Genomic DNA, 24,354 nt, shown 5'->3' on the forward strand with positions numbered 1-24,354 from the left:
TTATGAACATCATATGATATGGCGAATAAAGGATTTATCATTGTAGAAGGAGCTGCCGCATACTGCAGCAGTTCCGTAACCAATAATTCCAAAGGAACCGCTGTTCCGATGGAAGTAAAAAGCCAGAAAAAAAAGCTCGGCAAAAACAAATACTTCGCCCAAAGCAAGCCTGTGGCTACCTACCTGGATGATAAGGCTGAAAGCTTTGGCGGAGGAAACGGATTTGGCAGCTGCAAAGGCTCAGACGGTAAAACATATCCCTGCAAAGGAAAATGCAGCCTTAAGTATAAGGATTATTACGAAAATGTCGAGTTCAATAAAAGCATGAAAGTCCTGCTGGATGTTTCTACAGCTACCTGCCCGGGATATGGTGTTCCCGGAAATATTGCATTTGCGACCACCGGACAGGCCAACAACGTTTCGCAGATTGATGTAAAGGAAGCAGATGAATTTTCTGTAGCCAATACTTCGCCGCAATGGGAATCATCAGGCCCATCTTCCGCTGCAACATCCGTGAACAGTGTTTCAATGACACTTCCGGTTCCTGCTGCAAAACCAACCGGGACCTATTACTATGTCCAGCAGCGTGAAAATCCTTTTGCTCCTTTCTTAAATTCGTTTTCCGCGGACAATATTATCCTCAATGCACAGTTTAAGGGCGATGCCACAAAAATCATATGGGCCCTTTTCAAAGGAGAAGATATCACAGACAAAGTAAAAACTTTTATTGGTCTGGGAAGTGTTTTCAATCAATCTTTAAGCAAGACTTTTGACAGCCTTCCGGAAGGAAAATACAGGCTTGAAGCTTACGGAAAAAGAGCCGGTGATAAAAACTGTGCGCTTATTATTGAAGTCGTAAAAGATTTCGTTAAAAAAATTGTTATTCCGGGAGCTTCTACCCTCGTCAATATCCCGATTCCCGTATCCGTAGAATACAAGATGAATACCAATGCTGACCGGATGAAAATCCTGACCGGAAATACATTTATGCCTCTGGCCAATACAGCGCACTGGCGGATAAAACAAGGTACTACGGTACTGTATAACAGTCATTCAGGCACCTCCTCGCCTCACCTTGTCAGTGTCTTCAGAGCCGGAGGGACAGCAACCTTCACTTTTAAGAATGCCGGAAAATATACCGTAGAAGCCTTTACAGATCCCAATGATCCCAAACCGGAATCTGTGGAAATCAAAATTGAGAATGCATTAGGCATAATGGGCGTCAGCGGAGAAGCCGGGCTGCTCCGATCTGTGGACATGCTTAAAGTACAGGCTTCCAAATTCAACGTAGCTTATCTTCCGGCCGTGGGGAAGACAGTCCACTGGTACCTTAAAAAAGAAGGAAAAGGAAGAATCGCGGCGTTTGAAAGTTCATCCTCTTTTAAAACTGCAGTACTCAACAAAAGAGCCGATGCCTTTCTCAGCCAGGATGCCCGGCTTTCTACCGGAGACTATCTGGGGAAATATGTTCTGGAAGCCTATGCCAATCCTCTTGGAGCAGAAAAGCAGCCTGCGTTTACCGGATCTGACACCTTCCACTTTGAGATTATTAAAAATTCCATTGATAAATTTACACTTCCGGCAGGAAGCATTCCTAAAGGAACAAAAGTAAAATATACAGCCACTGCGAGAATTGCGGCACTGGCAGGAAACGAAGCCATAAAAACAGAAATTCCGCAAGGCGTTACCGACAATGGAGACGGAATCCTTACCTTCAGTGAACTTGGAGAATTTACCGTTTCCGCTTATTTAACAGGTGACAGTACGGATAATAAAAAAATTGAAACCAAAATAAAAGTTTCCCAACCTGCCGTAAAAAGAGCACTTTGGGCTTATGGAACCGGTGTAAAACGCGCAGAAACCGGTTTTGGGGAAGATACGTACGGCTTTCTGGAAATTGACGGGCTTCAGAATCAAAATCTGAAAGTAAAAATCTGGGTAAAAGGAGAAGGCGATGATTTCTACAAAGAAAAAGATAAATATATGCTGGAGGAAAAAAGCATTACGCTTAATAACGAAGGCAAAGCTTCTTTCCTGATCAATACCAGTGAAGAGTATAAGAAAAAACTGGATGCTGCCATTCCCAAAACGGCAGAAAATCCTACACCCCGATACCGGTTGGTATTTACTGTAGAACTGCAGGCAGGTACCTCAACAGATGTTGTGCTTCCGGCGGGCATTTCAATCGAAGGGACACGTCCGGTGTCTATAGACGCGGGTACCACTTATCTTGAAGTCCTGGATTCTAATGAGGAACTTTCCATCACTTCTGAGCAGAAAATTGTTTCCATTATGTTTTCTACAGAGAACGGAAAAGACATACAGCGCCAACAGACTTTTTATGGGAAAACCCATAAAATCTGGATACACACCGTTAATATGACCGAAGAAACATTAAAGATTGATGTTTTTAAAGAAGTTCCCAAAGAAGGCCTTAACGAAAAAGACCATATTGTCTACACCCATGAAAGCAAAGAGTCCTACAAGGAAGAAAAAGCGGGTAAAGACGGACTGTTGGAAGTTTCATTCACCGCCAAAGAAGAATGGAAAAACCCACCCAAAAACTTCGATTATTATATTGCACAGGTTTCAAGGCAACTGAAAGATCCCGCTGATCCCAATAAAAAGATCTGGAAAGCTGAAAAAATCCAGGTCACCGTGAACAATACTCTTCCGGCTGATCTGGTGCGGACTGAAGATATGGAAAAACTGGGAATCAGGGCCCGTAAAAAAGACGGAACTCCTTTTACACAGGATGAAATGCTGGAACTCAGAAAACAGTTTATCTTCTATGAAGCCGGCTGCTTGAAGGTTTCCCAGAAAGAAACCCCGGAAGCTATTGATAATGATGTGATGCCGGTAGTAGTGGAAATGGCGGAGGTGAGAAAGCAGAAGACCTGTTATTGCAACAGAGATTTTACTGAAACGGAAATGGAAGATCTTATTAAAACAATGACGGGCGGCACTGAAATATGGAAAGGAATTAAAGAAAAGTGTGACATCACGGATAAAACAATTAAAAGTTTAACTGCAGAGGTGAATATGATGTTTAAGGGTAACGGAATTAACCGATGTATGCAAAAAATTTCCTTTTTGGCCAATGTTTCAGAAGAAACAGGTTTTTTTGTACAAAGCAAAGAGGAGGAAAGTAATAATCTATCAAGCAAAAGCAAATACAAAGGTCGTGGCATTTTGCAGATAACAGGCATTGATGACGGAACGGGTCTTTATAACCTTCCCGGGCCTTATAAAAGCTATGGAAAAGCCAGATATGCAGATGAAAATAAATTTCTTAATGACAATGCAGACCTTATCTCCAAAAACCTACACCTTACTGTAGATGTAGGAGGATGGATATTCAACTATAAAGAAGTACCTTCATGGGAACTTAACCCTCAAAAGACATATTCTCAAGAACTTAAAGAAACCTTAGCATGGAAACGCAGTTACTTCAGTAAGGGTCTTGGAAAAAATCTTAATCAACTGGGATTATTGATGGAACAGGAAGAAGAGAAATATTTTTTTCTGCAGGGAAAAATATTGAACGGATACTCTCCCTCCCACAGGCTTGAGAGACCACCTAATGGATGGGCAGGGCGCAAGAAAGCTTTAGAAAAACTAAAAACATGGTTTAAGTATGATCTAAAAGTTTGTGATGGAGAAGAGGTTGCCATGCCAAATCTTGAAGGAAGAGCTCCATGGATGGAACTGGTATGGAAAGAAGAGGCAAAAAATCTGGTAGAAACTGGCAGTAATAAGGAAATTCAAAAATTCTTTAATGGCACACCCTATGAAAGCCAGATGAAAAACGGCACAAAAAATGAGACAGATATCGCATGGTGTGCAGCATTCATAAACTGGATCATGAAACATTACGGATATGAAGGAGTTACCACAGATAAAGGATACGATGCCGTACGGGCTTTAAAATGGGCTACCTGGGCGGAAGGAAAAGATTTAAGGAAGCCTGTATACGGAGCTATTGCTGTTAAAACAAGATCCGGAGGAGGCCATGTAGGATTTGTAGCAGGCAAAAAAGGAGATAAAGTCGTTATATTAGGAGGAAATCAATCACAAAAACTGTATTGCGTGTCTTATAATACTTCTGACTATTTTGCTTATTTAATCCCTAAAAATTATGAAATTACGGAGGCAGATTATAACCTGCCGGAATATAAAGGAAATCCGGGGGCAAAAGGATCTGAACAATAAAAAGATTAAAATGGAAAATAAATTTTTAGTCGGCTTACTTTTTATATTATCATTTCTGGTTTCATGCCAGGAAAAAAAAGCCGGCAATATAGATATTCAGCCAAGCAAGAATAGTTTAAAACCTGATCAAGACATTAATATTATGCTGAAAAAACAATTAGAGTACGGAAAACCTTCCTTTGACAATCCATATCAATATTCAGAAAAAGATCTGGATGTAACGGTACCGGTATTAAGCCAGATTCTTACGGACAATGGTTATAAACCGATCAGTAATGATGAATTCAATACCAAAATAAAACAGATATTCAACAGGATTATCGACCCAAAATCAGCCGGCAGTTTTCTATATGTCAATTTTCTAGATCAATGTGAGCGATCTTCCAATTATGCTCCTAATGATGCAGAAAATAATGGAATATTCATCATAAAGAACCTAAACTTTATTACTGATCTCTATCCTATTCCATATATTATTGATTATCAGAAATTATATAATGAAGCAGCACAAAAGGAAGATATCTCTTCAAAAACCTACAAGGATGCAAACGGTAATGAAGTGAAAAAATATTTATGGAAAGACATTTCCAATCTGAAAGAACAGCGTAAAAAAAACATTCAGACATTAGCAGCCCGAAATATGTATTTATTCAATGATAGCAGAGCTCAATATAAATGGCTTGTTATTAATGATCAGTATTTCATGGAAAGATTGGTGAAAAATTTTGGTTATACTGAAGATTCAGAACTGCTAAAATGGGTAATTGAAAAAACTGAATTTGATAAAAATAATCCATCAGACTACGGCAAATTATTCTGGACAAAAGAGTGTAATGGAAATATGAAATTACATGCTGACACATTTAAATTACTGCAAAAATTATATATTCCGAATGATTCTTCAGAAAACAGATTTATCTTGGATCATATAAAAGATTATTTCGAGTATTTAGGGAATAAAGAAATATCTCAAACTGAGAATCTGACCCCGGTGGAAAGAATAAAAATAATGTCAAATCTAGCTTATTTTGTAGAACAGTATAAATATGATCCGAAATTTAATGAAGATAATAAAATGATGGGAAGACTGCGTTTTTTCTTAGGTGATAAAGATAGAGAGATTTTGAAAGAGAATAATTATTTCGGGCTCCCAAAATTCAGAGAATGGTGGGGCAATGCAGACTATGATGAATACTTTGTAACTCAATGTGAATATGAAGGAACCTGCGGCCCAGACTATCAACCTGTAAACTACACAGAATGGCGAAAACAACATCCTAAAAAATAAGACAAAAGCACAGCACTACCGGCTGTGCTTTTATTTATAAACAATGGTAATTCTATCCTACCCGCAGATAAGGTAAGTAAAGTATAATGAAGAGCCAAAACAGGGAGTTATGACAAAAACGGATAAGGATCTTGCGGCTCAGGAAACCAGCCTTTAAATGTAACGGATTGGCGGAAACAGTACGATGAAAAATAATAAAAAGCAGTGTAAAAGATATAAAATCTGTATTGCTTTATTTATAAAACAGATATTCTCTTTAACCCTATCATTCTCAATTAAAATACACTTTAAATCCTCTTATTTACTGCATTGCGTTTTTGTTAATGCATCTCATTAATAATGCTTAAATTTGCGGAAAACCTAAAAGAATATGTCAGCAGTAGAATTAACAGAAAAAAACTCACCGTATTTCATTGATCTTGAAGATAAGCATGGCGCCCATAATTACCACCCTCTTCCCGTAGTTTTAGATAAAGGAGAAGGTGTTTTTGTATGGGATGTGGAAGGCAAGAAGTATTATGATTTTCTTTCAGCATATTCTGCGGTAAACCAGGGGCATTCCCATCCTAAGATTGTAGAAGCACTGGTAAACCAGGCTAAGAAATTAGCTTTGACATCAAGAGCATTTTATAATTCAAATCTGGGAGAATACGAACAGAAGATCACTGCCTTGTTCGGTTTTGATAAAGTCCTGCCTATGAATTCCGGAGCAGAAGCCGTAGAAACGGCCGTAAAATTAGCCCGGAAATGGAGCTATGAAATCAAGGGAATTCCGGAAAATGCAGCAAAAATTATTGTCTGTGAAAATAATTTCCACGGAAGGACCACAACAATTGTTTCATTTTCCAACGATCCGGATGCAAACCAGAATTACGGGCCTTTCACGCCGGGTTTTATTAAAATTCCCTACAATGACATTGCAGCCTTAGAAGAAATTTTAAACAGGGAAGCCGGAAATATTGCCGCCTTTTTAGTGGAGCCTATCCAGGGTGAAGCAGGGGTGTATGTTCCGGATGAAGGTTTCCTGAAAAATGCTTCGGAAATCTGTAAAAAACATAATGTCCTGTTCATTGCGGATGAGGTGCAGACGGGAATTGCAAGGACGGGAAAATTAATTGCCTGTCATCACGAAGATGTTCAGCCGGACATCCTCATCTTAGGGAAAGCCCTTTCGGGAGGAATGTATCCTGTTTCAGCGGTTTTGGCCAACAATGAAATCATGAATGTCATCAAACCCGGGCAGCACGGTTCAACTTTTGGGGGCAATCCGATTGCCTGTGCCGTGGCTATTGCTGCATTGGATGTTGTAAAAGAAGAAAACCTCTCTGAAAGAGCTGAGGAATTAGGCCGGCTGTTCAGATTTGAGATTGAAAAAATTATAGGGAAAAGCTCCCTGATTACCAAAGTGAGGGGAAAAGGCCTGTTAAATGCCATTCTGATCAATGATACCCCGGAAAGCTCCACGGCATGGAACCTTTGCCTTCAATTAAAGGAAAACGGCCTTCTGGCCAAACCTACCCACGGAAATATTATCAGGTTGGCACCGCCGCTGGTTATTACGGAAGAACAGCTGATGGAATGTGTAGGAATTATTGAGAAAACCATTTTATCATACCGGTAAATGGGACTGTCACTTGTGGTTATCACCTATAACGAGGAAGATAACATTGTAAGACTGCTGGACGCTGTTAAAAATGAAGCAGATGAAATTATTATCGTAGACAGTTTTTCAACAGACAGGACAAAAGAAATATGCATGCAGCATTATCCTGAAGTGAGTTTTTTTGAGAAAAAATTCAACGGATACGGCGAACAGAAAAATTATGCACTCAGTTTGTGCTCAGAAGAATGGATTCTCTTTTTAGATGCAGATGAAGTACCGGATGAAGCATTAAAACAGTCAATACAGAACATTGTGCTTTCTGAGAACACTGAATTTGACGTGTATAAAGCCAAGTTCATCAACCATCTCGGTATCCATCTTATAAAATTCGGGGGCTGGGGAAACGTCTGCAGGGAAAGGCTTTTTAAAAAAGGCTGCGCAAAATACTCTGATGATAAGGTACATGAATTTTTAATTACTGATAAAAGAGCAGGAATTTTAGAGGGGAAGCTGGATCATTATACCTATAAAAGTATTTACCACCATGTGACAAAAATCAATAAATACTCTGATATGATGGCTGAAAAGATGTTCGAAAGGGGGAAAAAAATCAACAGGTTCAAGATTATTGTAAGTCCGGTTTTTGAATTTTTAAAAGTCTTCATCTTTAAGCTCGGCTTCTTGGATGGCTTTGCCGGTTTTTATGTAGCTAAAACAATGTCTTATTACACTTTTCTGAAATATATAAAACTCCGTGAAAGAATAAGGCTGACAGAACTCGGAAAAAAAACATCGTGAATTAATGCTATTTTATCTTATCCTGTCCGCGTTCCTCTTCTTCATTCTTTATTTCCGGATGTATCTCTTTCTTTTCCCCAAAAACCGGCTGGTCATTTTAATGTACCACCAGATCGAGAAAGAAAGCCGGGAAGACCTTACGGTAAGCCTGAAAAATATTGAAGAACAATTTAAATATTTAAGTACTAAAAAGTATACATCTAAGTTTTTCAGTGACATACACACTCTTACGCCGAAGAGCATCATCATTACCTTCGATGACGGGTATAAAAACAACTATACTTATTTACCTGAATTATTAAAAAAATACAACTTAAAGGCAACTATTTTTATTCCCACAGAATTTATCCGGGCAGGATATAAGGATAATGAAATGATGACTTTTAAAGACATCCGGAATTTAGATAAAAATTATTTTGAAATTGCGCTTCACAGCCATTCCCATCAGAATTTCAGAAACAGTACGGCAGATTTCATAGCACATGATCTTAAGGAAAATATGCAGATCCTGGATCGCGAAGGCATCACTTACTCCAAAGTCCTTGCGTATCCCTATGGGAAATACACGAAGGGAAACCCGGAAAAATCTGTCATATTTTCCGTTTTTAAAAAGCTGGGCATCACCTATGCCGTCAGAATTGGCAACAAGGTTAACTATTTCCCTTCACAAAGCCCCTATGAATTATGCAGGATTGATATAAAGGGCAAAGATTCATTGATCCATTTCAAATTAAAACTTATCTTTGGGAGATTAAAACTGTTTTAGAACAGGTAAATTGATTTGGAATGACAGAAAAAGTTGTGATGGACGTAAGTGCACTGATCATAACATATAATGAAGAAAAAAATATCCAGGAGGTACTTGAATGTTTCGATTTCTGCAGTGAAATTATTGTAGTGGACTCATTCAGCACTGACAAAACCATAGAAATTGCAGAAAATTTCCCGAATACGAAAATAATTCAGAATACATTTGAGGATTTTACAATGCAGAGAAATATAGCATTGGATGCTGCAAAAAATGATTGGGTTTTATTCCTTGATGGAGACGAACGTATTACGCCTGTCCTGAGAAAAGAAATTATAGAAGAGCTGAATAAGGTTAAAGTAGAACAGAAAGATGCCTATTATTTTTACAGGAAATTTTATTTTGGTAAAAAGCCGGTTCATTATTCAGGAACACAGACTGATAAAAACATAAGGCTTTTCAGAAAATCCAAAGCGAGATATGCAGAAGGAAAAAAGGTTCACGAAACACTGGAAATTAACGGAAGCATTGGTCACTTAAAAAATAAACTTCTCCATTTTTCCGTTAGTGATTATCAGTCTTACAAAGAAAAAATGATTCATTACGGAATATTGAAAGGCCAGGAGATGGCTGCAAAAGGAAAAAAGTTCAGCCTTTTGACCCAATATGCTAAGACCGCTTTTAAATTCTTTAAGGCATATATTCTGCGCTTGGGGATTTTAGACGGAAAAGAAGGCTATCAGCTTTCTTACCTGCAGTCGCTAAGCGTGTTTGAAACCTATGAATCATTAAAAAAAGAGCAAAAACCAACTGGATGAAAATTTGTGTTATCAGTTATGATTTCTGGGGCTATGACCAATATATTGTCGGGGCACTACGGGCTAAGCGCATCAATGCCCATCACATTAAAATAGCTGATGTAACCTATGCTAACTTTAGTGAAAGGGCGACCAATGCGGTAAGTAAAATATTTTTAAATAAAAATCTGAAAGCAGAAAAACGGCAGAAATTCGTTTTGGATTCCCTGGAGACATTAGGACATCAGGATCAGATTCTGGTATTGAACCCTGACACATTTGATTTATCTACCCTGAAACAGATAAGAAAATGTTCAGACCGTCTGATTACTTATCTTTATGACAGCCTCGACAGGATTCCGGTAGATCAGAATAAACTGAACCTTTTTGACAAAATTTTCTCTTTCGATAGCATCGACACGCAACGGTACGGATTTGAAAAACTGACCAATTATATTTATCTCCCTCACATTTCCTGCAATATACAAAATCCTGAAACGGATCTTTTCTACATTACTTCCTATGATCAGAAAAGAGTTGCATTTATTAAATTACTCACAAAACGGCTCCTTGAATTACAGCTCAGATTTCAGATCATGGTAATCGGTAAAAAATCATGGAAACACCAGTTTAAAAACCTTTTCATGGCTATTCCGGAGAACCTTCATATTGTATTCAGTGCAAAAAAGGTAAGCCATAAAAAACTTCCTGAATATTATAAAAATTCCCGTGTTTTGCTTGATCTCACCCGCGAAAACCAATATGGACTGAGCTTCAGGATCTTCGAAGCTATGGCAATGGAGAAAAAAATCATTACAGACAACAAAATGATCAGAAACTATGATTTTTACAGTCCCAATAATATTTTAGTGTTAAATGAAACCTGCAGCAACCTGAGCCTGTCTTTTTTTGAATCGCCTTACGAAAAAATCCCGGAAGACGTATATCTTAAGTATACATTGGAAAATTGGACAGACAGAGTTTTTGATATATATAACTATAACTCATGAAAAAAAGATTATTATTTATCGCTCCAGGCTATTATGGTTTTAATGAAGTTGTTTATGACGGATTAAAAAAATATAGTGGTTATGAAGTAACCCATATTAACTCTACACTTCCTTATCAGTATAAAAATATTTTAGAAAAAGTCTATAATTTTTTCTTGAAATTATTTTTTAAAAAAAACATAAAGAATATAAAGCGAGGAGAACATATACAAAGGATAATCAACAGCCATAATTATGATATAGTACTTATCAACAGACCCGATGTTTTAACTGAAAATGATCTATTATCAGCTATTCAAAAAAGTAAAAGATCAATCGCGCTTTTTTGGGATAGTATCCAAAAAATTCCTTCGCAAAAGAATTACATTAAAAAATTTGATGTTTGTTGTAGCTTCGATTCGGAAGATTGTAAAAAATATAAATTAAATTATATCACTAATTTTTATTTTATAGAACATCATAAAAAAGAAGAAAAATATAATATTGGCTATTTGGCAACTTATGATAAAAGGATTAAAGAAACAATAACATTATTTAATTATTTCAAAGAAAAAAATATTTCAGCAAGAGGAAAAATTTTCACATATAAATCAATTCCTGTTAAGGAAAAACTCCCTTCAAATCTTGAAATTATTCATGAAATTATTCCATTCTCAACATCATATAAGTATTATTTTGATTTCAAAATAATACTCGATATTGCACATCCTCATCAGAAAGGCCTTTCATTCAGACCATATGAAGCTATTGGATTAAATAAGAAATTAATCACAACCAATCAGGAAATATTACATTGTGACTTTTATAATCCTAATAATATTTTGGTCGTTAATGATGTACAAAACATTTTAATTCCGGAAAGTTTTATCAGTAATGATTATGAACAGCCAGAACAATGGATAAAGGAAAAATATTATATTAAAAACTGGATAAAAACTATACTTTCACTTAATGAAAACTAAAATATATTTCATCTGTCCTACTAATAAATTTGCCAGTGGTGGGGTAAAACAAATATACCGGCAAGTTGAAACATTGAATAAAAATGGTTTTGAAGCATATTTATTACTTAAAAAACCTGGAAAAAAGGAAAATTGGTTTAATACAAATGTTACAATAAAGTACAGTCCATATATATTTAAGCAATTAAAATATTTCTATAAGGGAAAGAAAATTAATTTCCTGCAAAAATTAGTTTTATTTTTTTTGAAAAATAAAAGTGAAGAGATTGATAAAAATGGTATTTTAGTTTTTCCTGAAATCTACGGCCCTGACATTCATAAAGTAGAGCCGGAAGTATCTAAGGTTATTTTTAATCAAAATTGTTATTATACTTTCGGATATTTTTCTCTTTATGAAGATTATAAAATAAATCCATATAATCATTCTAAAACTTTAGCAACAATTGTTGCCTCCGAAGACGCTGAGAAATATATCAATTACTCTTTTCCTAATTTAAAAATTTTGAAAATGAGATTAGGCATTGATTATAAAATATTCAGTTACTCCGAAGACAAGGAAAAACAGATTTCTTTCATGCCAAGAAAACTTAGTGATGATGTAACGCAAGTAATCAACATCCTGAAACAAAGAAATTCATTAAAAGGTTGGAATCTTATACCTATTGACAATAAATCGGAATTTGAGGTTGCTGAAATCATGAAGAAAAGCACCCTTTTTTTAAGTTTCAATCATAAAGAAGGATTTGGACTTCCTCCTGCAGAAGCGATGTCTTGTGGATGTTATGTGATAGGTTATACAGGACAGGGAGGAAAAGAATATTTAAAACCTGAGTTTTCTACACCTATAGAAGATGGAAATATTATAGAGTTTGTGCAAAAAATTGAGGAGACTATAGAAGCTTATGAAAATAATCCTCAGGAAATTTTAAATAAGGGGAAAATAGCTTCTAATTTTATTTCAGAAAATTATAGTATAGAACATGAAACGAATGATACAATAAATATCTGGAATAAAATAAGCCAAGATTATTACATTTGATTTAGAAAAATGTCACTTAAAATACTTTGTAATGATAAATTAGCTCTGCATGTTTGAAGCAATTTTCGGCAGTCACTAGTCACTTCTAAACGAATATTTCTTACATGAAATTCTAATATTAGCTGATAGCCAAGTACACTACTTATGTAATCCGAAAAATTAAATAAATGCCAAATATACATTATTAGGCATTTTCTATTTATTCGTAAAAGTATAGACAATCTTTTCTTTAACTTTAGAAAATATAATTTGACAGAATTTTTAATTCCTATCATACTCATCTTCAATCCTCACAATATCATCTTCCCCAAAATAAGTTCCGGTCTGAACTTCTATGAAAACAACAGGTTTTTCGGAAAGATTCATCATACGGTGCTTTGCACCCAAGGGAATGAAAATACTTTCCCCGTACGCCAATTTAATTTCTTTATCATCCAGCACAACGGTTGCGTCACCTTCAATGATTGTCCATTGCTCTTGTCTTTTGTGATGGTACTGGTAAGACAGCTTCTGACCCGGATCTACTTCGATCCTTTTTAATTTGTAATTGGGCTCATCTGCCAAGACAAAATATTTTCCCCAGGGTCTTTCTCCGATTTCCAACATAATTGTTTTTCATTAATTTATACAAATGTAAATATTCAAATCAAAAAACCCAACAACCTAAACATTAAACCGCCCTAAAACACATAATTTTAAGTAAATTTGCACCAAAATTTTTATTGATATGGGGAAAGTAAGAGTACGTTTTGCTCCAAGTCCTACCGGACCTTTGCATTTGGGAGGCGTAAGAACGGCATTATATGATTATCTTTTTGCCAAAAACCAGGGCGGTGAGTTTGTATTGAGAATAGAAGATACAGATACTGCGAGATACGTGGAAGGCGCAGAAGAGTATATTGAGGAAGCCTTGGAATGGTGCGGGATTATTGCTGATGAAAGCCCTAAAAAAGGAGGTAAATTTGCGCCATACAGACAATCTGAAAGAAGGGATATTTATGACCGGTATACTGCGCAGATCCTGAAAACGGACTATGCTTACATCGCTTTCGATACTGCTGAAGAACTGGATGCCATCCGTGCTGAATACGAAGCCAGAGGCGACGTGTTCTCTTATGATAACAAAACCAGAAACCGACTAAAAAACAGCATGACCCTTTCTGAAGAGGAGGTTCAGAAATTACTGGATGAAAATACGCCCTATGTGGTAAGGTTTAAGATGCCCGTTGACAGAACTTTGAATCTTGTGGATATCATCCGCGGGAATTCTTCCGTAAATACCAATACATTAGACGATAAGGTTCTGGTAAAAAACGACGGAATGCCGACGTATCATTTCGCCAATATCATCGATGATCATGAAATGGAAATTTCCCACGTTATCCGCGGTGAAGAATGGCTGCCTTCTTTAGGTCTACATACTTTATTATATGAGGCGATGGGTTGGAAAGCACCTCAGTTTGCCCACCTCTCTTTAATCCTGAAACCTGAAGGCAAAGGAAAACTCAGCAAAAGGGACGGCGATAAATTCGGGTTCCCGGTGTTTCCTTTAAACTTTACCGATCCTGCTACAGGAAATATTTCCAAAGGATACCGGGAAAGCGGTTACCTTCCGGAAGCATTTATCAATATGGTGGCACTTTTAGGCTGGTCGCCTGCCGATGATAAGGAAATCCTCTCTCTTGACGAAATGGCAAAAGAATTTGACTTGTATAAAGTGCATAAAGCCGGAGCCAGATTCAGCAAAGAAAAAGCGGAATGGTTCAATCACCAGTACATCCAGTTGAAATCTGACGAAGAACTGCTGAAGATATTAAAGAAATCTGATCTGAATTTAAATATTGAAGATGAAAAATTGTTAAGAATTATTCATCTGATGAAAGAAAGGGCAACGTTCCCCACCGATATTTATGAAAACGGAAAGTTTTTCTTTGAGGCACCAGCTGCTTATGACGAGAAAGCTTCAAAAAAGGCATGGAATGATGAAACTTCTACCGTTTTAAGCGAACTGGCCTCTAATCTGGAAACAGCAGAATTCAGTGCGGAAAGCCTGAAGAAAGCAGTACATGATTTCGCGGAACATAAAGGCCTGGGGATGGGTAAAGTGATGATGCCACTGCGTTTGGCGCTGGTAGGGGAACTGAAGGGCCCCGATGTGCCGGATATCCTGGAAATCCTTGGTAGAGAGGAAAGTATCTCCAGAATACATAATGCGATCAATAATATTAAATAGAATTTCATAATTTTTCATACATTTGAAAGATTTAATTTACTTCAAGAAATGGAATATTTAAGTTTCGAGCTTCCTATCAAAGAACTGGTGGATCAACTTCAGACCTGTTCTTTAGTAGGGGAAGAAAGTGGTGTTGATGTAAAATTAGCATGCAGCCAGATTGAGGACAAGATCATAGAAAAGAAAAAAGAAATCTATTCTAATCTTACACCTTGGCAGAGAGTACAGCTGTCCCGTCATCCGGACCGTCCTTATACATTAGACTATATCAACGGAATGGTGGATAAAGGGAGCTTCCTGGAGCTGCACGGGGACAGGAATTTCGCAGATGATCCTGCCATGATCGGCGGCCTGGCTACGCTGGACGGGCAGAAAATTATGATTATCGGGACACAGAAAGGCAGGACCACCAAAGAAAGGCAGCACAGAAGATTCGGGATGCCCAATCCTGAAGGATACCGGAAAGCATTAAGGCTGATGAAGCTGGCTGAAAAGTTCAGGATTCCTGTAGTTACTTTGGTAGATACCCCGGGAGCTTATCCGGGACTGGAAGCTGAAGAAAGAGGACAGGGTGAGGCCATTGCCCGTAATATTTTTGAAATGACCATGCTGAAAACGCCTATTTTCACCTACATCATCGGTGAAGGAGCCAGCGGCGGGGCATTAGGAATCGGTGTAGGGAATAAGGTGTATATGCTGGAAAATACCTGGTATACAGTAATTGCACCGGAAAGCTGTTCCTCCATTCTGTGGAGAAACTGGGACCACAAGGAAGATGCGGCCAACGCCCTGAACCTTACCCCACAGGATGCCTTAAGAGAAAAATTTATTGACGGAATCGTTGAAGAGCCTCTTGGAGGTGCACACTATGACCCGCAAGCCACTTTTCTGCATTTGAAGAGTTCAATTTTACAGAACATCAAGGCATTCTCAAAATTCACAGGTAAGGAACTGGAAACCCAAAGGCAGGACAAGTTCATTGCGATGGGGCAATATAAAGGATAAAATAAAAAACGGTTAAGAAATTCTTAACCGTTTTTTATTGTTTTGTTTTATTTACAAACTATATTTAATCCTCCCTCAGATTCAGTTCAATTTCAATATCCTTATTGATTTTCTTTAAAGAAGAATATTTGGCATCACATACCATGGTAGTCAGGATGTACTCTCCTTTTTCTACCAGCAGGAAGTTCTGTCCGTTGGCCGGAACATCAAGGTTGTAATATTTTTTTCCGTTGATCTTTACGATCAGGTTGCATTTGGATCTGTTTTTAATATTGATATAAGCCTCTTTCTCCATCGGGTCATTATTGAAGAGATGGGTCAGCATTGCGGCTGTTTTTTTATTCTGTTCGCTTGGGCCAGCTACTTTTTTACCGGTTGCCGGTGCCACGCTTGCATAATTTACCGTTCTTTCGGGAGCTGCTGCAGATCCTGTATTGGATGCCAGTGTTTTTGAACTGTTCAGACTGTTGTTTTCCAGAATCATTTGCTTTACCTTATCTTCGCTCAGAGGCTTTATCGTAGGCTTGGCTTCAGGGGAGTTGCTGGCCATCACAATCTTCATCAGCTTTCTTTTGAAATAGTCTGTTTTGGCGTGTCCCGGGTTCTGCTTCAGGAACCCTGCAACAATCCTGGCTTCCGCAGTGGCTTCCGCATCATTTTCCGTATAGATGATCACGGTTTCCTTTTCTACGATGGCTTTGGATTTCGTCTTTTTCTTTTTCTGCGAGAAGCCCAAGGCAAATATGCATAAAAACAGGAGAAGAAATATTTTTTTCATTAACTGGACGTTTAAAATTTTATTAAATATATAAATAACGCGAAAAGTCATTTTTTAGTTTATCATTAAAATCATTATCTTTGCACTGCTTTAAAATTAAGCTAAAAATTAATACTAATCTTAAATATAAAAAATAATAGATAATTATGTCTTATACACCAGTAGCTGCTGACGTAGCAAAATTGAGAAACCAAACGGGTGCAGGTATGATGGACTGCAAGAAAGCTTTAGTTGAAGCAGAAGGAGATTTCGAAAAAGCGGTAGATATCCTTAGAAAAAAAGGACAGAAAGTTGCGGCTAACAGAGCGGACAGAGAAACTACTGAAGGAGTGGTAATCGCAAGAGTAAACGAAGACAATACATTAGGTGTTGTAATCTCCCTGAACTGCGAAACTGATTTCGTGGCTAAAAACGAAGCGTTCATTGAACTGGCTTACGAACTGGCTGAAATCGCAATCACAGCTGCTACCAAAGAAGAACTTTTAGCTACGGATTTCCACGGGATCACTGTTGCAGAGAAATTAGTGGAGCAGACAGGTGTTATCGGTGAAAAAATCGAAATCGGAGCATTTGAAAGACTTGACGGTCCTTTCCTGGGAGCTTATATCCACGCCGGAAACAAAATCGCTTCGATCACTGCACTTTCTGCTAACGTAGAAGGAGCTGCTGAAGCGGCTAAATCCGTTTCTATGCAGGTAGCTGCCATGAACCCGATCGCTCTTGACGAAACTATGGTTTCCCAGGAAATAATCAACAAAGAATTGGAGATCGAAAGAGAACTGTTAACCAAGGAAGGTAAGCCTGAAAACATTATCGAAAACATCCTTAAAGGTAAAATGCAGAGATTCTACAAAGATAATACTTTGGTGCACCAGTCTTTCATTAAAGACGGCAGCATGTCTGTAGCAGACTATGTGAAATCTGTAAACGGTGACCTTAAAGTAACCGGATTTGTAAGAGTAAGCTTATAATTAATCTTTTCAGATTCAAAATATTAGTCCCGGTGATTTTCACCGGGACTTTTTTATTTACACCATTATGAGATTATTCTACATATGAACGGATAATTAAATATTCATTAAAATCAGCAAATAAGTATTGATAACAATAAAATTTATGTAAATATTTGATTATTAATATTTACATTTGCAGCCCTTATTGATAAACATGAAAAAAATTTTACTGGTTATTTGTACTTTTTTTTGCTTATTATGTAATGCCCAGCTGGACACGGACCATTGGTTTGCGCCTATGGCGGCCAGATCCGGAATGGCCAACCTGCAGGGGTATCTGTACCTCTCCACCAATGAAACTACTCCTTTTTCCGTACAGATTTTCAGCGGCAATACACTTTACAATACCGTTCAGGTAAGCAAGGGAAACCCGGTACAGGTTAATATTCCCAATTATTTCATGATTGCTGACCAACAGGGAGATCTTTTTACACCCAATTCAATGGGGATGTTTGTGAAAGGCACTAAAAAGTTTTTTGCCAATTACCGTTTTTCGGTTCCCAATCATGCTGAAATCATTACTTCCAAAGGCCTGGCCGGCCTCGGAACAAAATTTTACGCAGGCGTTGTCCCGCTTACAGGCTCAAATTATTACATCAACTCCACCATAGGAATCACTGCAACGGAAGACAATACTTCTGTGGTGCTTTCAGGCTATGATCCGAACGTTGTTTTTTCAGACGGCACTTCTGCAGCTACCAAAACATTTATCTTAAACCGCGGACAGTCTTATATTATCGATGCCGTAAGCAGTGATTCCGGTTCCAATATGGCCGGCCTGACAGGAGCAAAAATAGAAGCTACGAAGCCTGTTTCGGTAACCAACGGAAATTTTAACGGGATCTACAATGTACTCAATACAACCAACAATGACATCCTGATGGATCAGGCCGTGCCTGTTGACCGCCTGGGAAAAGATTTTGTGCTGGTAAAAGGGAACGGAAATATCATCTACCAGATGGAAACAGCCCTGATCATTGCCACAGAAGACAATACGCAGGTTGCTTTCAATGGCGGTACTGCGGCGGTTACTCTTAATGCAGGACAATACTTTATGGTTCCGAGCAGCAATTACCTCAACCAGGGAAGCGGAAATTATAATATGGGGATTTCTGCCACCAAGAATATTTATGTATATCAGCTGCTGGCAGGGATTACCGGAAGTGCTTCCGTAAATGAATATGCTACCGGAGGAATGAATTTCATACCGCCTTTAAGCTGTTTTATGCCGAATAAAGTGGATGAAATTGGTTTCATCAATAAAATAGGCAGCCAGACTTTCAACACCAGATTAAATATCATCACCCAGACCGGTGCTGCGGTTACTTTAAACGGGAACCCGATTGCAGCTGTCAACGGCCCTTACCCTGTAACGGGGAACCCGAACTGGGTAACCTATTCCGTACTGAATGTATCGGGCACCGTTGCAGTAAGCTCTACCAAATCCGTTACCGCAGGAATTGCAGCAGGAAGCGGCGCGGTAGGCTATGGCGGATATTTTGCAGGCTTCTCGTCTATCCCTGTCATTTCAAAAACCGGAGATTGTTACACAGGCCTTCTGTTGCAGGTTGACAATACGTATGATGCCTATCAGTGGTACCTTAACGGAGTGGCAATTCCAGGTGCTGCTTCTTATTCCCTTAACCCTGAACTGTACGGAGCCGGGACCTACACCTGCCTGATCACAAAAAACAATTGTGAGTCTAAACTTACCACACCGTATGCTTATATGGCCTGTCCACCGATAACCACAACAACCTATACCATCGGGTCCTGCAGCACAAAAACCATTACTCCTGCCTTTACGAATTCTACCCAGACAATTATTCCTGTCAATACAAGCATTACTTTAGCACCAGTTTCAGGTACAGCAACCGTAAACCCTGTAACAGGTCAGATTACCTATACCCCAAACCCGGGGATCACTGCCAATATAACCGATTCGTTTATTTACTATATACAGGGCAACGGAAACCCTTACGATTTTGAATATTTTAAAATCAATATCAACATCAATGTCCTGCAGACAGTCAACGGTACTTTAACATCCTGTGCCGATGCCAGTGGAAACGGTACTTTTAACCTGACTTCTGTCAATGTTTCTCCGGATCCGGGAACTGCGGTCCAGTATTTTACAAATCCTGCACTCACAGGAGCACCTATTGCAGTACCGGCAGCGTACACCGGGCCTGCAGGAACCATTTATGCGAATGTAACCTCTCAGTACGGATGTACAAAAGTGGCCCAGATTATGCTTTCCACTACTCCATCTCCTAACATCAATACCGGTAATTTTAATGCTGCCCTTTGTGATGATAATTTTGACGGGACCATGAACGTTAATTTTTTAAATGTCACATCTGCTATCGTAACCAATCCGGCCAGTTTCAATGTAAGGTATTACCTTACCCAGGCAGATGCTACCGCCGGAAATGCAAACAATTTACCTGCAAACTGGACGTATACAGCAAATACAACCGTTTATGTAAGAATGGACGCGCTTACCGGAGTTTGTCCTGCGGTGTTCGGTCAGATTAATTTCAAGATCGGAAACAGAATTACCCTGATTACCGATAACCTGATTAATGAGATCTGCGATAACGACCTCAACGGTTCGGAAAATGTAAACCTTAATGACTATAAAAATTTATTCACCACCAATACAGGTGTTGCCTTATCATTTTATTCCACTTTAGCCGATGCCCGTAACGGCGTCAATACAATTTCCCCGAATCAGGCCATTATTACTGTAAGCACATTTTATATCCGGTTTACAAGCGCTTCCGAATGCCCCAATACAGCTGTTTTAAAAATAACACTGAAATCACCTAAAAAATCAGACCGTCTGAAAGACCAGCTGGTATGCAGCAATGACAAAGCTATACTGGATGCCGGTTCCGGGTTTACATCTTATGCATGGAGCACCGGAGCAACAACGCAGACCATTAGTGCAGGAACAGGAAACTACTGGGTCGATCTAGGATTTAACGGCTGTGTTTACCGTCAGTATGTGAATGTTACAACAGCACAGGCACCAACAATTACCAAGATTGAGGTTTCCGGCTCCGATGCCACGGTATCGGTTTCCGGAGGAACCCCTCCATATCGATATTCCCTGAACGGAATTGATTATCAGACGCATAATGTCTTCCAGGGACTATCAAGAGGCATGCATATGGTGTATGTTTTAAGTGCAGACGGCTGCTCTCCGGTAATCAAAGAATTCCTGATACTGAATCTCGTGAATACCATAACCCCTAACGGAGACGGCCTCAACGATGTGCTGAATTATTCTGACCTGAGGATCAAGCAGAATGTTTCCATAGAAGTAGCAGACCGCTACGGAGCACCGGTCTATAAATCATCAGATAAAAACTATATCTGGGACGGAAAGGTAAACGGAAGGCTGCTTTCTACCGGAACTTACTGGTATTTACTGAGATGGACAGAACCCGACACCAAATTGCCGGTTTCATATTCAGGATGGTTATTAATTAAGAATCGGGAATAGAAATTTAACTCTGTTTATAATTTATTAACAATATTTCAGATTTTATGTTAAATTTGTAGAAATCATAATTCCTGATATATGAAAAGATTTCTACTCGGCTTAGTATTGGTTTTTTTAACAATTAATACTTTATCTGCACAGAGAGATACAGAGCATTGGTTTGCACCGGTAGCCGCATCTTCATCTGTGATGTCAGCCTTTAATCAAGGATTGTACTTTTCTACAGATTCAGTAGATCCGTTTGATGTAAATATATACACCAATGACACTTCCGGAAACAGTGTGGTTATAGGAACGGTAACAATTAAGAAAGGAGATCCTAAGGTTTTCAATTTCTCGACTCCTACCCCGCCCGTACCCGGAGTTACTATGGGAACTATAATGGTTACAACTGCAGCTGCTGATAAGTTTACCAAAGTAAATAAAGGGATCTATACACATGCCAGCAAACCCTATTTTGTAAATTACAGATTTGGTGTTTCCAGCCATGGTGAAATTCTCACCTCAAAAGGCAAAGCAGGTATCGGCAAGTTATTCCGTGCAGTAGTTGCGCCGGTTACATACCTGAGCGCCGGTTCATTATTAAACTTTACAACCGGGATCATGGCCACTGAAAACAATACCACGGTTACCGTTTCAGGATACAACCCCACGGTTCAGTTCTCCAATGGTGTAACAGGAGCTGCCAGCCCTACACTTACAATAAATCTTAATAAGGGACAATCATATATTATTGAAGGAGCAGGTACTGTTGCAGGAAACCCTACCGGATTTATCGGAGCCAAGATAGAAGCCGACAAACCTGTTTCCGTAACCAATGGAAATTTTAACGGTCAGTTTGCAGTCCTCGCCCCGAATAATAGTTTCGACGGTTCGGATATTATCATGGACCAATCCGTACCTGTTGACAGATTAGGAAATGAATTTGTTCTTGTAAAAGGAAACGGAGATATCTCGGAAGGCATGGAAGACGCTCTTATTGTAGCAACGGAAGACAATACAGAAGTGTATGTAAATAATGAAACCACTCCTGTTTTTACCCTTAATGCCGGTCAGGGAAAACGGGTCTGTTCCCCTGATAATTTAGTTTTTACCAATAAATATATCGATCAGGGAAGCGGCCATTATAACATGCGCGTGAAAACTTCTAAGAATGTATATGTATACCAGCTTTTAGCAGGGATCAGCAACAGTAATGCAACGGTTGGTTTTAATTATGTTCCTCCTTTAAACTGCTTCCTGCCGAGAAAAATTGATGAGATTGCGATGGTGAATATTTTACCTCCGACTACCAATACCGTCAAGCTTAATATTCTTACTGAGGCAGGTGCAGCCGTTACCGTTAATGGTTTACCTTTACCGGCTAATCAAGGTCCGTATCCGGTTTCAGGAACTACGGCATGGGTATCTTACTCAGTGCCCAATGCATCCGGCAATATAACCGTACAATCAACAAAAGCCGTTACAGCAGGCATTGCAGGCGGAAGTGGAGCCGTAGGATACGGAGGCTATTTTGCAGGCTTTTCTTCAATTCCCGTTATTGCGAAAAAATCAGGAGAATGTGTACCGGGTATTGTCCTGGAAGTGGATGACAGTTATGAAGGCTATCAGTGGTCCCTTAATAACGTAATAATACCCGGTGCCACTCAAAATACCTATACCCCTACACAGGCAGGAAATTATACGGTCAAGGTATCAATGGGAACATGTCCCCCAATTACAACTCCTGTCTACAAAGTGTTTGCATGTTTAAGAAATACAACGGCTGCTTTAAATGCCTGTGCCACTAAAGTAATTGCTCCCGCATTCTCATTCACTACATCGCAGATCCCTGTAGCCAGTACCGTAGCTATACTTACCTATCCTACCCACGGAACTGCTACAGTAAACGCGTCAACAGGGCAGATCACTTACATCCCGAATCCCGGTTACGTAGGCCCGGATACCATAGTATACCAGTTCTGCGGCAATGCCCCCGAATTCATTGACTGTGAACATGTTACTTTAAATCTGACAGTTGTCCCTTTTATCTTAACGGACAGGACCATTAAAGCCTGCCAGTACAACGGAAAAGGGTTCTTCGATCTTACTACGGCTAATGTAACGGACTATACTCCTGTGGTGAAGAAATTCTATCCTACCCTGGCTGATCTTAATGCATCATCCAACGAAATAACCAACCCTACCAATTACTTTTCTTCAGAAGGATCGGTCTATGTAAAAGTAACCACCAGCGAAGGGTGCGTAGGAAACGCCAAGATCACCCTTGCTTTCCTTCCTGCTCCGATAGTCAACGAAGCTACTATGAGTGAATGTTTCCTTGAAACGGATGAAACCAGAGCTGTATTTAACCTGACCACTGCAAATGTCTCTTCGGAAACCCCTATTACGAAAAAATATTATCCTACCTTCACGGATGCCAGCAACAATACCAATGAAATACTGAATGCCGACACTTATATTTCCGGAAATACAACCGTTTATGTAAGGGTATTCAACAGCAACCAATGCTACGCCATTGCCAAACTGAACTTAAAGGTAATTCCTCCGAAAAGGTCTGCTATACTGACTGATAAGATGATCTGTATCGACGGCAGGACAAATCTGGATGCAGGGCCGGGATACACCTCTTACGAGTGGAATACAGGAGCTACAACCCAGATTCTGGAAGGAGCAACAGTCGGGGAATACTGGGTAATCCTTGAAGATAACGGATGTTTTGTAAAACAGATGGTAAGCGTTAAAAAAGCACCGGATCCCGTGATTTCAGAAATTGAAATTTCCAACAATACGGTAACCGTTCAGGTAACGGGAGGCAAAGCACCTTACCAGTATGCAGTGGATGCACCAACCAACTGGCAGGATTCCAATGTATTCACCGGGCTTACCAGAGGGCAGCACACGTTTTATGTAAAAGATTCCTACAACTGTACGCCGGTTTCTGTGGAAGTTACCGTACCGAACCTGATCAATGCCATTACTCCGAACGGAGACAACAAGAATGATTTTATTGATTACAGTGAGCTGGCTTATAAGGAGAACCTTTCGTTCGTCATCTATGACCGGTACGGCAACAAGATCTTTACCGGAGACAAGTTCAACAACTACAAATGGGACGGTAAACATTACGACAAGAAATTAGTCACCGGAACCTACTGGTATCACATCAACTGGAATGAACCGAATAAAGACAAAACACCTATTAAATACACCGGATGGATCCTGGTGAAAAATATAAATTAAGTATCCATATCAATTCAAACCGAACGATAACTGCTTAAGCAGCCTATAAAAAACACTAAAGTTTTCTTTAGTGTTTTTTTTATTAAGCTTCAGATCCGGTATAATAAAATATTA

General features: G+C 38.9%; 16 protein-coding genes. 14 read left to right on the plus strand and 2 right to left on the minus strand.

Going from position 1 to position 24,354, the window contains the following annotated elements:
- The first annotated feature begins 18 nt into the window (after positions 1-18).
- From SD427_RS16780 to SD427_RS16820, 9 genes are all read left to right on the plus strand, one after another.
- Positions 19-4,212 (plus strand): TIGR02594 family protein, encoded by a 4,194-nt coding sequence (locus SD427_RS16780; protein WP_320558930.1) that lies wholly within the window; start codon positions 19-21, stop codon positions 4,210-4,212.
- A gap of 10 nt (positions 4,213-4,222) precedes the next feature.
- A complete protein-coding gene (locus SD427_RS16785) occupies positions 4,223-5,500 on the plus strand; it encodes a hypothetical protein (RefSeq protein ID WP_320558931.1) in 1,278 nt (425 codons plus the stop codon).
- A gap of 370 nt (positions 5,501-5,870) precedes the next feature.
- Positions 5,871-7,121 carry an ornithine--oxo-acid transaminase gene (rocD, locus tag SD427_RS16790; protein ID WP_320558932.1) on the plus strand — a complete coding sequence of 417 codons (1,251 nt, stop codon included), beginning with the start codon at positions 5,871-5,873 and terminating at the stop codon, positions 7,119-7,121.
- Positions 7,122-7,901 (plus strand): glycosyltransferase family 2 protein, encoded by a 780-nt coding sequence (locus SD427_RS16795; RefSeq protein ID WP_320558933.1) that lies wholly within the window; start codon positions 7,122-7,124, stop codon positions 7,899-7,901.
- Positions 7,902-7,905: 4 nt separating this feature from the next.
- Positions 7,906-8,667 carry a polysaccharide deacetylase family protein gene (locus SD427_RS16800; RefSeq protein ID WP_320558934.1) on the plus strand — a complete coding sequence of 254 codons (762 nt, stop codon included), beginning with the start codon at positions 7,906-7,908 and terminating at the stop codon, positions 8,665-8,667.
- A 20-nt stretch (positions 8,668-8,687) separates the two neighbouring features.
- On the plus strand, positions 8,688-9,467 hold the full coding sequence (locus tag SD427_RS16805) for a glycosyltransferase family 2 protein (protein ID WP_320558935.1): 780 nt from the start codon (positions 8,688-8,690) through the stop codon (positions 9,465-9,467).
- Positions 9,464-10,456, plus strand: a complete 993-nt coding sequence (locus SD427_RS16810; RefSeq protein ID WP_320558936.1) for a hypothetical protein — start codon at positions 9,464-9,466, stop codon at positions 10,454-10,456. The genes SD427_RS16805 and SD427_RS16810 overlap by 4 nt, the downstream gene beginning before the upstream one ends.
- The gene (locus tag SD427_RS16815; protein WP_320558937.1) at positions 10,453-11,418 is read left to right on the plus strand and encodes a lipopolysaccharide core biosynthesis protein rfaS; all 966 of its coding nucleotides are present in this window, start codon (positions 10,453-10,455) and stop codon (positions 11,416-11,418) included. Before SD427_RS16810 ends, SD427_RS16815 begins: the two co-directional genes overlap by 4 nt.
- Positions 11,408-12,457, plus strand: a complete 1,050-nt coding sequence (locus SD427_RS16820) for a glycosyltransferase (protein WP_320558938.1) — start codon at positions 11,408-11,410, stop codon at positions 12,455-12,457. The genes SD427_RS16815 and SD427_RS16820 overlap by 11 nt, the downstream gene beginning before the upstream one ends.
- Before the next feature lie 261 nt (positions 12,458-12,718).
- Here SD427_RS16820 and SD427_RS16825 read toward each other — a convergent pair whose 3' ends face one another.
- A complete protein-coding gene (locus tag SD427_RS16825) occupies positions 12,719-13,060 on the minus strand; it encodes a phosphomannose isomerase type II C-terminal cupin domain (protein WP_320561056.1) in 342 nt (113 codons plus the stop codon).
- 124 nt (positions 13,061-13,184) lie between these two features.
- Here SD427_RS16825 and gltX point away from each other — a divergent pair, with 124 nt between their 5' ends.
- Positions 13,185-14,690, plus strand: coding sequence for a glutamate--tRNA ligase (gene gltX / locus SD427_RS16830; protein WP_320558939.1), 1,506 nt, complete (start codon positions 13,185-13,187; stop codon positions 14,688-14,690).
- 48 nt (positions 14,691-14,738) lie between these two features.
- Entirely contained in the window at positions 14,739-15,695 is a 957-nt protein-coding gene (locus tag SD427_RS16835; RefSeq protein WP_056223612.1) for an acetyl-CoA carboxylase carboxyltransferase subunit alpha, read from the plus strand.
- Between the two features lie 64 nt (positions 15,696-15,759).
- Here SD427_RS16835 and SD427_RS16840 read toward each other — a convergent pair whose 3' ends face one another.
- On the minus strand, positions 15,760-16,473 hold the full coding sequence (locus SD427_RS16840; protein ID WP_320558940.1) for a DUF6759 domain-containing protein: 714 nt from the start codon (positions 16,471-16,473) through the stop codon (positions 15,760-15,762).
- Positions 16,474-16,619: 146 nt separating this feature from the next.
- On the opposite strand from SD427_RS16840, the gene tsf reads away from it, so the two are divergent.
- The 3 genes from tsf (at position 16,620) to SD427_RS16855 (ending at position 24,240) form a co-directional block, all read left to right on the plus strand.
- On the plus strand, positions 16,620-17,444 hold the full coding sequence (gene tsf, locus SD427_RS16845) for a translation elongation factor Ts (RefSeq protein WP_056217020.1): 825 nt from the start codon (positions 16,620-16,622) through the stop codon (positions 17,442-17,444).
- A 196-nt stretch (positions 17,445-17,640) separates the two neighbouring features.
- Positions 17,641-20,997 carry a T9SS type B sorting domain-containing protein gene (locus SD427_RS16850; RefSeq protein WP_320558941.1) on the plus strand — a complete coding sequence of 1,119 codons (3,357 nt, stop codon included), beginning with the start codon at positions 17,641-17,643 and terminating at the stop codon, positions 20,995-20,997.
- 78 nt (positions 20,998-21,075) lie between these two features.
- Positions 21,076-24,240 (plus strand): gliding motility-associated C-terminal domain-containing protein, encoded by a 3,165-nt coding sequence (locus tag SD427_RS16855; protein WP_320558942.1) that lies wholly within the window; start codon positions 21,076-21,078, stop codon positions 24,238-24,240.
- The last annotated feature ends 114 nt before the right edge of the window (positions 24,241-24,354 follow it).

Origin of the sequence: Chryseobacterium sp. JJR-5R (assembly GCF_034047335.1) — a bacterium.
In the GTDB taxonomy this organism is placed as follows: Bacteria; Bacteroidota; Bacteroidia; order Flavobacteriales; family Weeksellaceae; genus Chryseobacterium.